Origin of the sequence: Thermogemmatispora sp. (assembly GCF_019683755.1) — a bacterium.
GTDB lineage: Bacteria > Chloroflexota > Ktedonobacteria > Ktedonobacterales > Ktedonobacteraceae > Thermogemmatispora.
On the sequence record NZ_JADGHT010000133.1, the window covers coordinates 1 to 11,828 of the forward strand.

General features: G+C 59.9%; 9 protein-coding genes. 7 read left to right on the forward strand and 2 right to left on the reverse strand.

From position 1 onward, the window contains the following. Window positions 1-7: 7 nt before the first annotated feature. From IRZ24_RS19795 to IRZ24_RS10470, 5 genes are all read left to right on the forward strand, one after another. A complete protein-coding gene (locus IRZ24_RS19795) occupies window positions 8-163 on the forward strand; it encodes a helix-turn-helix domain-containing protein (RefSeq protein WP_366914270.1) in 156 nt (51 codons plus the stop codon). Between the two features lie 152 nt (window positions 164-315). Then, window positions 316-1,281, forward strand: coding sequence for an extracellular solute-binding protein (locus IRZ24_RS10455; RefSeq protein WP_297163617.1), 966 nt, complete (start codon window positions 316-318; stop codon window positions 1,279-1,281). 162 nt (window positions 1,282-1,443) lie between these two features. Then, entirely contained in the window at window positions 1,444-2,394 is a 951-nt protein-coding gene (locus IRZ24_RS10460) for an ABC transporter permease subunit (protein ID WP_297163620.1), read from the forward strand. Between the two features lie 54 nt (window positions 2,395-2,448). Beyond that, window positions 2,449-3,402 (forward strand): ABC transporter permease subunit, encoded by a 954-nt coding sequence (locus tag IRZ24_RS10465; protein ID WP_297163623.1) that lies wholly within the window; start codon window positions 2,449-2,451, stop codon window positions 3,400-3,402. A gap of 48 nt (window positions 3,403-3,450) precedes the next feature. Then, window positions 3,451-4,668, forward strand: coding sequence for an ABC transporter ATP-binding protein (locus IRZ24_RS10470; protein WP_297163626.1), 1,218 nt, complete (start codon window positions 3,451-3,453; stop codon window positions 4,666-4,668). A gap of 188 nt (window positions 4,669-4,856) precedes the next feature. Here the strand turns inward: IRZ24_RS10470 and IRZ24_RS10475 are convergent, their stop codons facing one another. Then, a complete protein-coding gene (locus IRZ24_RS10475) occupies window positions 4,857-7,796 on the reverse strand; it encodes a discoidin domain-containing protein (protein ID WP_297163629.1) in 2,940 nt (979 codons plus the stop codon). 542 nt (window positions 7,797-8,338) lie between these two features. Here IRZ24_RS10475 and IRZ24_RS10480 point away from each other — a divergent pair. Continuing rightward, window positions 8,339-8,872 carry a GNAT family N-acetyltransferase gene (locus IRZ24_RS10480; RefSeq protein WP_297163632.1) on the forward strand — a complete coding sequence of 178 codons (534 nt, stop codon included), beginning with the start codon at window positions 8,339-8,341 and terminating at the stop codon, window positions 8,870-8,872. A 129-nt stretch (window positions 8,873-9,001) separates the two neighbouring features. Here IRZ24_RS10480 and IRZ24_RS10485 read toward each other — a convergent pair whose 3' ends face one another. Next, entirely contained in the window at window positions 9,002-10,033 is a 1,032-nt protein-coding gene (locus IRZ24_RS10485; protein ID WP_297163634.1) for a LacI family DNA-binding transcriptional regulator, read from the reverse strand. Window positions 10,034-10,616: 583 nt separating this feature from the next. On the opposite strand from IRZ24_RS10485, the gene IRZ24_RS10490 reads away from it, so the two are divergent. After that, the coding region (locus IRZ24_RS10490) for a malectin domain-containing carbohydrate-binding protein (protein ID WP_297163637.1) at window positions 10,617-11,828 on the forward strand (1,212 nt) is incomplete at its 3' end.

Sequence of the window (11,828 nt, forward strand, 5' to 3'; positions counted from 1 at the left end):
AGAAGATATTGCTAGAATGCTCCATGTCAATGTAAAGCGCGTCTATCAGTGGATTAAAGAGAGTCGCCTGAAAGCGGCAAATATTGGGACGAAACGCCGTCCCAATTACCGTATCACCCGCCAGGCTCTCCAGGACTTTCTCAATCAGGGTGACGCGAGGTAGCTCATCTTGGCCTCACTCCTGTTCTTGTGACTCCGCTTCGCAACCAGGCAGGCCAGTGCAGCCAGGTGTAGTATGCAATGCAGCCTCCTTGGCAATTGCTTTGCAGGGATTGCTATTACACTCCAGATCAAAGCGAGTTTATCTAGGCATGCATGCAGCATACCATGGGCTTGCCCGAGTGGGCTGACTACAAAGACATTCTGGCTGGCTACACCAGTCACTATGGTCTGCCCATCTCCTATAAAGCCGAAGCTGAGTACTCCTCGGCCCAGGAGCTGGAGGTCTTTAAGAATTCCAAAACGCGCCCTCACGGCGACATTGGCGACGTCGGCTTTAAATTTGGTCCTTTGGCCGTACAGCAGGGCCTGGTAGCCCCCTACAAGCATGCTCACTGGGAAGACATCGATGCCAATCTCAAGGACCCTAATGGCTACTGGTGCACCGAATACTATGGGGCCCAGGCCTTTGTGATTAACACGGATATTGTCAAGAAGCCGCCGACCTCCTTCGCCGAGCTGCTGCGCGGCAACTATAAAAACATGGTGGGTATCGATGGCGACCCACGCCAGGCTAACGATGCCTTCCTGGCCGTCTTTGCCGCCGCCCTGGCCAATGGTGGCAGCCTGGACAATATTCAGCCGGGCATTGACTATTTCGCCCAACTGAAGAAGAACGGCAATTTCACGGTGGCGCGCTCCAGCATTGCCAATATTTCGACGGGAGAGGTGGCGATCGCCGTGATGTGGGACTATCTGGGACTGGGCTTCCGCGACCAGCTTGCCGGTAAGCCGCATCTGGAGGTCATCATTCCCTCCGATGGCTCGATCGCCGGTCCCTATGTCTCGGTGATCAACAAGACGGCGCCTCATCCTTTCGCTGCCCGCCTCTGGATCGAATATATTTTCTCGGACGAAGGACAGCTCTTCTACCTTAAAGGCTATGCTCATCCGGCGCGCTATCAGAAGCTGGTCGCAGCCGGCAAAGTGCCCCCTGAGCTGGCGGCCAAGCTCCCTCCTGCTGAGCAATATGCCAATGTCCGTTTCCCATCGCTGGCTCAGTTGAATGCGGCTTCAACGCTGGTCAATAGCAACTGGGGGCCGCAGGTGCTCGGTTCCTAAGTGAGCACCCAACAGACTATTACCACTCACTGCCACGTTCGACCTTGCCCCTAGCCTGGTCCTGGCTCCTGGGCCAGCGGGGACCGGGCCAGGGCCAGGCTGCACCGGCCATCCGCAAAAGCGCCTGAGCGAGTACAGCAAGCGACAGGAGGACATGGATCAATGGCAACACAAGCGCTCAGTGACCAGCAGGAGCGACTCACAATGCGCGCCACGGCAGCGGCTGGGGGGCAGAGCGGGAACAGGCATCACAGCGGGCGCCTGGCGAGTCTGCTCACCTGGGTGACGCTGTTACCCTTTTTGCTTTTCTGCCTGCTGTTTGAGATTCTGCCGGTCTTGATCACCATAGAAGGGAGCTTCACCAACGGTGGAAGCAGCGGGTTGAGCCTGGCCAGCTACCAGCGGCTCTTGGCCCAGGCCAGCAATCTGCGCGCTTTTCAGAACAGTATTGCCCTCTCGCTGGTGACGGCCCTGATCGGTGGCCTGGTGGGGGCAATCGCTGCCTATGGCCTGGCCAATGTACGTCTGAGCTGGCTGCGCAAGCTGCTCATCAGCTTCTGCAGCATTGCTGCTAACTTTGCCGGGGTGCCGCTGGCCTTTGCCTTCGTAGCGACGCTCGGCGTCACCGGCTTTGTGACAGTGGCCCTACGTACCTGGCTGCATCTCGACCTCTACAGTCTGGGCTTTAGCATCTACCAGTTCTGGGGCCTGGTGCTGGTCTACATCTATTTTCAGCTTCCGCTAATGATCCTGGTCACACTGCCGGCTCTAGCGGGCTTGCGCCCAGAGTGGCGTGAAGCGGCCATCAATCTGGGGGCCTCTCCGGCGCAATACTGGCAACGCGTGGCGCTGCCCATTCTCTGGCCGTCCCTGGTGGCCGGCACCATGCTGCTCTTTGCCAATGCTTTCGGCGCCTTCGCCACAGCCTACGCCTTGGCGCAGGGCAATATCAATCTGGTCCCCATTCTCATTGATTTCCTGATCAATGGTAACGTGACCGTCGACTTTGGCCTAGGTGATGCCCTCGCTGTTGGCATGATCGTGGTTCTGCTGGTCGCGGTCGCCATCTACACAGCTATGCTCAGGCGGGCCAGTCGCTGGCAGGGTCACTAGAAAACCGGCTTGCCTGCCGACTAGGCTGAGTACCTGGTAAGGAGGAAAGAGGCCATGCTATCTCTGTCGCGACGGCAGCGTGGCCATGTACCTGCCGCACAATCGGCAGAGGCCTCTGCGAAGAAGGCGAAGCCGGGCCGGTTGGGCCGGCAAGGCGGAGCCTTAGGGGCCCGACTGGTTCTGCTACTGGTGCTGCTCTATCTCCTGATTCCGCTCGGAGCAACCCTGATCTTTGGCTTGAGTAGCGGTCGTGGCTGGGGAGACCTCTCGGCGCTGGGAGCAGTTTTCAGCGACCCAGACTGCGGGCAGACGCTCCTGACATCGCTGGGCCTGGCGCTGGCAACCACGCTGCTGGTGGTGCTCCTGCTAACGCCCACCGCCTATCAGGTACGGCTGCGCCTGCCGCAGGCGCGGCCAGTCCTTGAGTCCCTGGCTCTCTTACCTTTTGCTGTGCCGCCCATCGTTCTCGGCACGGGACTGCTGCAAGAGTACAGTGGAGCCGCTGCCAGCAGTCCCCTGGTGGCGCTACTCTCGCTGGGCCTGGTCCCCTTGCTGAGCAAGCTTGTGACCACGCTTGATATTCCCCTCGTGCTCATCTGTGCCTATGGGGTGATCGCTCTGCCCTTCGCCTATCGGGCGATTGATAACAGCCTGCGGGCTATTGATGTCAAGGTGCTGACGGAGGCAGCGGCCAGTTTGGGCGCTGGCTGGTGGCGGACACTGCTCCAGGTGATCCTGCCCAATATCTGGCCGGGGGTACTGACCGCTTCCCTTCTGACCTTCTCAACGGTCATGGGCGAATTGACACTGGCCAGCCTCTTTAACAGCTACACGTTTCCGATCTATCTGGATATGACGGGACAGAATGACCCCCACCGCGCAGCTCTACTGGCCATACTCAGTTTTCTCGTGACCCTGCTCTGTGTGCTGGGCATGGTGCCGGTCGCTGGCCCGCGCCCAGAGCGGGCCTCGTTGCCGGGCCAGATCGAAGGGGCTGGTCTGCGCTAGAGCGCCGGGCCAGCTTGGGTGAGCATGACATCAGTAAGGATGAAGCATATGGCTTTTCTAGAACTGCAGGAGCTGACTAAATCCTTTGGGAGAACGCGGGCGGTCGCTGGCCTTTCATTAGCGGTGGAACAGGGCGAGTTTTTGACGCTTCTCGGCCCGAGCGGCTGTGGCAAGACAACGGTCTTGCGCCTGATCGCTGGCTTTGAGCTGCCCGATGCCGGGCGAATTCTGCTAGATGGCGATGAGATCACTGCACGCCCGGCCAATCGACGCCCGATGGGCATGGTCTTTCAGTCGTACGCTCTCTTCCCGCACCTGACCGCTGAGCAGAATGTGGCCTTCGGCTTGCGCCTCAGACGCCTACCGTCTGCAGAGGTGCGCCGGCGCTGTGGGGAGCTGCTCGCGCTAGTGGGACTGACTGACCGCGCGCACTATTTTCCGTACCAACTCTCAGGTGGCCAACAGCAGCGCGTGGCTCTCGCGCGAGCATTGGCCGTCGAACCCAAAGTCCTGCTGCTCGATGAGCCGCTCTCGGCCCTCGATGCGGCGGTGCGTGTAACCTTGCGCGAAGAGATCCGGCGCATTCAGCAGCAGCTCGGCATGACCGTCATTTACGTGACCCACGATCAAGAGGAGGCCCTGGCCATCTCCGACCGCGTCGCTGTTATGGCCCGCGGACGCCTGGAGCAGCTCGGCACTCCCGAGGAGATCTATCGCCAACCGCGGACGGCCTTTGTCGCCGGCTTCGTCGGTACCAGCAACCGGCTAACCGCTCGCCTTGAGCGAGCCGCAGAAGGAAGCTGGCTGGCAGATGGTCCGGCTGGTCTGCGCCTCCGCGTAGCGCCGCAGCCAGGGCTGGCCGATGGTACCTCGGTGCTGCTAGTAGTGCGTCCAGAGCAGGTCACTCTGCGTCAGGCTGATGGGGAACAGACTGCCATTGCGCTTGCTCAAGGAGAAGAAAATGCCTTTTTGGGACGCATTGAGCTGCGTACCTTCCTTGGGGCGGTTACGCGCTTCCGCGTGCGCACGGAGGAAGGGCTGCTCTTCACTGTCGATCTGCCTGGCCTGCAGGCTGGAACGCTGATAGCCGGGCAGCGCGTGCTTCTTTCTTTTCCACCTGAGGCCTGCCTGGTGCTGCCGCTCCGTGAAAACACTGCCGAGCCCTCCCCTGGCAATGAATTGCGTTCACAGGAAGCGGGGCCGCTGAGTGAGGAGGCGGACCAGCGCTACGAACGCCAGCCCGAACCTGCTAGTGGGCGGGGCTAAAGCGGCCTGCAGAGGAGGATGAGGCAAGCACACGGAGAGAAAACCGTGGAGAGAGCGCGCGCCTCAAAGGCGGTCGCCTCTCTCCACGGCTGTGGCGGGCCAGGAGGAGCGAGCAGACAAGCGAGCGACAGTGACCCTGACCCGCGGGCCCTCGCAGTCAACGCGTCTCAAGCGCGCTGCGAGAGCGATTAAGCGGGGGTATAGATGCCGAATTCCCAGAGCGAGTAGCCGTAGGGGGTACCGCGCGCTGTCCCGTAGAGACGCACGTAACGCCCCGAACCGCTCACATCAAAGTCGTCGACGCCGCCGGTCCCGCTCGTCGTCACATAGATTGTCGTCCAGGTCGCGCCGTCGTTCGACACCTGGATCTGGTAGGCCGAGCCATAGGCTGTCTCCCAGACAAGCTGAATATGGCTGATCTGCCTCATCTGGCCCAGATCGACCATAATCCACTGTGGATCACTCCAGTCGCTGGCCCAGCGGGTCGACAGGTTGCCGTCGGTGGCATTGGATGGCGGGTAAGGTGCGCCGTTGCCGGTGGTCTGATAAGACGAGGCCGTGGTTGGTTTCCCAAGCGCCACGTTGGTCCCATTGACCGGCGGAGGCACAACCTTGAACGAGCGCGTCTCGATGCCAACGTTCCCCTGGCCATCGTAGACATACAGGTAGACCTTCCAGGTGCCCAGCACCTTGGGAGCCGTCACTGTGAAAGTACTGCTCCCCGTCTGGCTGAAGGTGGCATAACGCAGACCGGTACTGCTATCAATGTATTTGCTGCTAAACATCACATTGTAGCGCAGCAGGTTGCCGCTGGGGTTGCTGACGCTTGCACTCAAGGTAAACTGGCCACCTGCTGGCACAGCATTAGTGCTCACGGTCAAGTTCGAGATCACCGGTGGGGTACTGCTGGCAGGAGGGGTCTGCCCTGTATAGAGCTGCTGAACTGTGTAGTAAGCCAGTCGTTTCCAGCCGCCAGTTTTCAGATTAAACCAGACGCCGCCGAAATCGTTCTCGAGGCCGTAGTTGAAGAGCGTTGCCCCCAGCGCTACCCCGCTATGACTGGTGATACAGTTCCAGGCCGTAGCGTAGCCCTGAGCTGACTGCACGTCCGTACTTTCCTGGGGAACGCCATTGGTATCGTTAGGTACCTCCCACTCGCCTGGCGGTCCCGACTCAGTCACAATGTAGGGGACGCTGTAGCCGCCGTTGATCCAGTCCTGCTTAACATTGCAGACCGCTCCGTAGGCATTAACGGCGTAAAGGTCCAGGTGTGGCGCGTTGGCTTTGTAGTACTGCCAGGCGCCAGTCCAGGCGTCGGTTGAGGTAACGGGATGGTTAGGGTCGATAGCGTGAATGGCCTGAGCCACCTGGTCCACGAACTGCGCGTAAGCGTTGCGTTCCTGCTCGAGCTGCGTCCCCGAAAAGGTATTTTGCAAGTTAAGCAGGACCTCATTGCCGACGTCCCACATTAGCACGGCCGGATTATTCTTATAGGTGTTGACCAGGCTCTGGATAGCGCTGAGCTGACTCGCCTTATAGGCGCTATCGTTAAGGTAGTCGGCGCTCTGGGAGAGCCAGAAGCCATTGATAACCTTGATGCCGTAGGCTGCAGCGGCATCCAGCAGCGACTGGGTACTGCTATCGGTGCCCCAGGTGCGGATCGTGTTGACGCCCAGGGCCTGCAGATCGGGCATGTAGGCCAGAGCGGCGGCGTTTGGGGGGCCGAAGGTCACGCCTTTGATCAGGTAGGGCGAACCATTGACGAGTAGCTGCCAGTTCCCCTGTGTGCCCGTGACTTTGACGACGCTGGCCCCGCTTGGAGTCGACGGTGTTGTCAGGGCTGGGGGTGGGGTGCCTGTCTTCTGGTAGACGGCGACCGAGGCGATGCTCAGTGTACCGCCCGAAGAGGTGGCGCTTGTGGGCGTAGTGCAGCCACAGACCGTATTGGGGAAGGAGCCGCCGATGGCCAGGTCAAAGATCAGGAAAAAGCTGTGGTCGACGGCAGCCTGCCAGGTGCTCACGCCCACCTGGCTCTCGCGCACGATCCAGATCTGCTGGTTGTCCAAATACCAGCGGATCTGCTCATCTGAGAGACTGCGGTCGATGATCACTGAGTAGGTATGGTAGCCGCTCTGGCAACCTGGGCAAGTGGCCAGGCCGCTGGTGAGGCCATTATACTCATTGCAGGGACCGCCTGGGGCGCTGCCGCAGTGCAGTGTCGCGATCTCGGCATTGCGCCCGTTGACATTTTCCAGGATGTCGATCTGACCAACGGCCGGCCAGTTCTGATAGTTACCACGATATTGGGCTCCCATCGCGCTGAAGGCTGGCCAGTAGCCGAGGCCGTTGGCCGGATTAGGCTGCTTGATAGAGGCAGTAATTTGCAGCATGCCCCCAGGCGGCGCAGCGAAGTCGCTGCGGCGTGTCTCGATGCGCCCGGAGGTCCAGCTCCCGTTGTTGTTGATGGCGGTAATATTCAGATGGTTATTGCCGTCAAGGTAAACATTGCTGGTCGAGTTACTCATTGTCTCGACCTCACCGGTGCCCCAATTCGCTGCTCCACCAGGGTAGCCTGTGCCAGTGTCAATGATCCAGTTGTCCGCCGAGGGCGAACTGCCGGCTGGACCGCTGAAATTGTCGCTCCACACCAGCGTCCAACCGCTGCTGGCAGCAGGCAGGACTTCGAGGCCGTTGAGCTGGGCCTGATCAACAAGAGAGCTGAACTGGAGGGAGATGGTGCCGCTCGAGGAGGCGGTAGCGCTGAACTCTTTGATGATGGCCTTGTTGGGGCCACCGGCGGCGGCGAAGATATCGAAGTTGGCGAGGACCGTTTGCCCGTTGAGGCTGACGTTGAACACGCGCTTACCGGCGGCGGTCCAGTAGGTTTCGGCGAAGTGGAGGCGGACGGTGTAGTTGGCACCGGGGGTCAAGTTGGGGATGGTGTAGGAGAAGTTGCCGAGGCGAGCGGTCTGGTAGACAGCCTGCGGGGCGGGATAAGAGAGGCCGGAGGTGTCGACGGTGGCGGAGGTGGAAGAGGTGCCACCGCCGGAGAAGTCGGTGTCGGCCACGAAAGGCGAGATAGCAGGCCCGCCAGCATTGATCTGGATGGCGGTGGCGGCTCTCGCCAAAGGTGCCCGGCTCAGTAGCAATACCGAGACGCTCCAGGAGCACACGAACGCGAACACGAGAAACCAACGAAGTGCACGCAACGGCGCTGGCGCTGACACGGGCTGCCTTGCTATCTCGGGAGTTGGTGCATCCATGACGGACTCCTTTGCTTGTGCTTGCTGCCTTGCAGCTGAAGCCGATCGTACAAGTTCCACATTGCGAGGAGGGACCAGGCTTGAGGCTCGCCGGCGGTCAGTCATAACCTTACGGGCAATCTCTTTGCCTGCAAACCTTGTCGGGGGACGTGAGCACAGCGCTGGCTAACGCTTTTTCTCCCCTCTTCTTGTCGAAAATTTGCGAAATCAATATCGTAGCCTTCGCTTTGAATATAGAGAATTTGGGGGGTGATGTCAAGGGGTGTGAAACGTTATCTGCTCTTTTTTTCGAAAAAAAGAGTGGTGGCAGGAGAAAAGCTGAAAGCTTGTCCAGGAGGCGGGCAAGGTGCTATCATATGGGCTACCGAGATGGTGACCATCTCTCTTTTTGCCGCATCGAGTGAGTTGTGGGAAGAGAGCAACCTGAGCGCAGACCGAAGCCAGCGATGTTCACCCTGCGCCGTTATAGACCGGCTGATCAGCAAGCCGTAGAGCAACTACACGTCACAGTTCTCAAAGAGACAGGGGCCTATCTTGGGCGAGGTCCCTGGGATGACGACGTATACGCTATCGAAGAGCACTATCTCAACAACGGAGGGGAATTTCTGATTGGAGAGTGTGACGGGAAGATCGTAGCGATGGGGGCCTTAAAGCGCACGGATGCAGAGCGCGCTGAAATCAAACGCATGCGTGTGCTTCCCGAATATCAGGGCCGGGGCTACGGTCAGCGCCTTCTCGAGGCCCTCGAAGCGCGGGCGCGGGCCCTTGGTTATCGCCTGTTGCATCTCGATACCTCGGTGCTCCAGACAGCGGCCCAGCGTCTCTACACAAAAAATGGCTTTCGTGAAGTAGGTCGTTCCTTCTATCAACAAGCTCAGTCTTCGGGCGAGAGCGAGAGCCGTCCACTAGAGAAGATCCTTTACGAGAAACCGCTGATCTAGCCCAGAACAGCGGTTGGGGGCCTGGCTCTTCCCGAGAGGGCAGCAAAAAAACGGAGTCGCCGCGGACCCTGCTCAGGACAAAGGAGAAGAAGGAGAGCGGGCCCCATTGCCCGCCCGGGCCGCGCCGATTCAGCCTGCGCGTGGCGGGCAGCATGACTGGCGCTCGACCAGGTGCGTCGGCAACACGACGCGTGGCATCTCCAACTGTTCTCCATTAATAAGACGGAGCAGCATCGAAGCCGCGGTTCGCCCCAGCTCCAGACGTGGAGCATGAACGGTCGTCAGCGGAGGATTCATAATCTCGGTGTAGGGCAAATTGTCAAAGCCTACGACGCTCATCTGTTCAGGAATAGCCAGGCCACGCTCATGCAAAGCCCGATAGACACCTGCCGCCTGGCGGTCGTTACCAGCGAAAATGGCCGTCGGCGGCTCTGGCAGCTCCAGCAAGCGTAGAGTCGCCTGGTAGCCGCTGGCCTCGGTGAAGTCGCCATCGCACTCCAGCTCTGGCAGCAGTGGCAGCCCGGCGGCATCGAGAGCGGCGCGGTAGCCAGCGATACGCTCGATGGCATCCCTGGCCGGGGCGGTCTTGCCAATATAGGCAATGCGCCGATGGCCCAGGCGGATCAGGTAGGTTGTAGCCACAAACCCACCTTCCCAGCTTGTAATGCGCACTGAGGGCGCTGTCGCCTGCAGACCCCCCTGGTTGTGAATCAGAACAAAGGGCAGGCCCGAGCGCTCAAGCTGCTCGATAGCTTGCTCCGATGGCAGAACTACCAGGATGCCGTCCGTCGAGTGATCCGTCACTGTGGTGATCCAGCGTACTTCCTCCTCCGGTTTGTAGTCAGTCGCTGTTAAAACGAGCCGCAGGCCCGCCTCGCGCAGAACCTGGGCGACTCCTTCCAGGATGGGCAGATAGTATTCGTCGTCAAGCCGTGGTAGCAGGAGGTCGATCAGACCAGTCTTGCCTTTACGTAGGGCCCGCGCTGCCCGATTACGTACAAAGCCATATTCTTGAATGATGCGCTCGACTTTCTCGCGCGTCGGAAGCGAGACGTCTGCTCGCCCGTTGAGTACTTTGGAGACCGTTGGGACCGATACCCCTGCTATCCTGGCAATTTGGGCGATGGTTGGGCGCCCGTCGGTGTTGTGTCGTCTTGCCATTGACTTGTGCTGTGCTTGCTCCCCTCTGAAAGTTTCCGACCTATTATAGCACAGCCAATCTGGAATCATCTGCCCTCTCCTTTGCTCTTTGCTCCCTGTTACTGCTGCTGCTGTCACCCTCAGACGAGGCCCCCTTGACAAGCCAGGGAGAGATCCGTATAGTTTCATCTAGAAAACGATTTCGATTTCTTTCGAAAGAACTGGCCGGCGCTGGAGAGCATGCCGCTCTCTCCAGATGACCTGCCTTTCCGAGGAAGGGAGGCGGGACCTCGGCAACCTGGCGGCTCTTCTGCCGTCCAGGTACCTGAATAATTGTGCTTCGATGGCCCATTGCCATTTGGCTGCCGACTTTGTGCTGAGGGCGATGGTTGGGGCCTGCTCTTGTGGGTCTTTGCTCTTCTAACCGATCAGTTGCTACCCCTTGAAAGGAGATGTCATGGACGCATATGCTCCCAGGGCAACATGCTGGCGCAGGATTGCGCGACAAGCTCTTGTTGGTCTGCTAACTCTCCTCTTTATTTGCTCTCTCTTTCTGGTGCTCCCTGTCTTGAAGTCAGCTCCCCTTGCACATGCGGAGGCCCCTGTGCAAATTAACGCGGGAGGGCCGGCGGTGACGCCGTTTGTGGCGGATGCCTACTACAGTGGGGGGAGTACGGCCAGCACGAGCAATGCGATTGATACGTCGGGGGTGACGAACCCGGCGCCGCAGGCGGTCTATCAGAGCAACCGCTACGGGAACTTCACGTATACGATTCCGAACCTGACGGCGGGGGCGGCCTATACGGTGAGGCTGCACTTTGCAGAGACGTATTGGAGTGCGGCGGGGAAGCGAGTCTTTAATGTGAGCATCAACGGGCAGCAGGTGCTGACGAACTTTGACATTTATGCGGCGGCGGGAGGGGCGAACAAGGCGGTGGTGAGGGAGGCGAGCGCGACGGCGACGGGGAGCGGGACGATAACGATCCAGTTCAGTACGGTGGTGGATAATGCCCAGGTCAATGGGCTGGAAATCCTGCCAGCGGGCGGCACTGTGCGGATCAATGCGGGAGGGCCGGCGGTGACGCCGTTTGTGGCGGATGCCTACTACAGTGGGGGGAGTACGGCCAGCACGAGCAATGCGATTGATACGTCGGGGGTGACGAACCCGGCGCCGCAGGCGGTCTATCAGAGCAACCGCTACGGGAACTTCACGTATACGATTCCGAACCTGACGGCGGGGGCGGCCTATACGGTGAGGCTGCACTTTGCAGAGACGTATTGGAGTGCGGCGGGGAAGCGAGTCTTTAATGTGAGCATCAACGGGCAGCAGGTGCTGACGAACTTTGACATTTATGCGGCGGCGGGAGGGGCGAACAAGGCGGTGGTGAGGGAGATGAGCGCGACGGCGACGGGGAGCGGGACGATAACGATCCAGTTCAGCACGGTGGTGGATAATGCCCAGGTCAATGGGCTAGAGATCTTGCCGGCAGCAGGGGGCACCCCAACACCAACCCCGACGCCTGCTGCAGGTGTTGTGCGGGTCAATGCGGGAGGGCCGGCGGTGACGCCGTTTGTGGCGGATGCCTACTACAGTGGGGGGAGTACGGCCAGTACGAGCAATGCGATTGATACGTCGGGGGTGACGAACCCGGCGCCACAGGCGGTCTATCAGAGCAACCGCTACGGGAACTTCACGTATACGATTCCGAACCTGACGGCGGGGGCGGCCTATACGGTGAGGTTGCACTTTGCAGAGACGTATTGGAGTGCGGCGGGGAAGCGAGTCTTTAATGTGAGCATCAACGGGCAGCAGGTG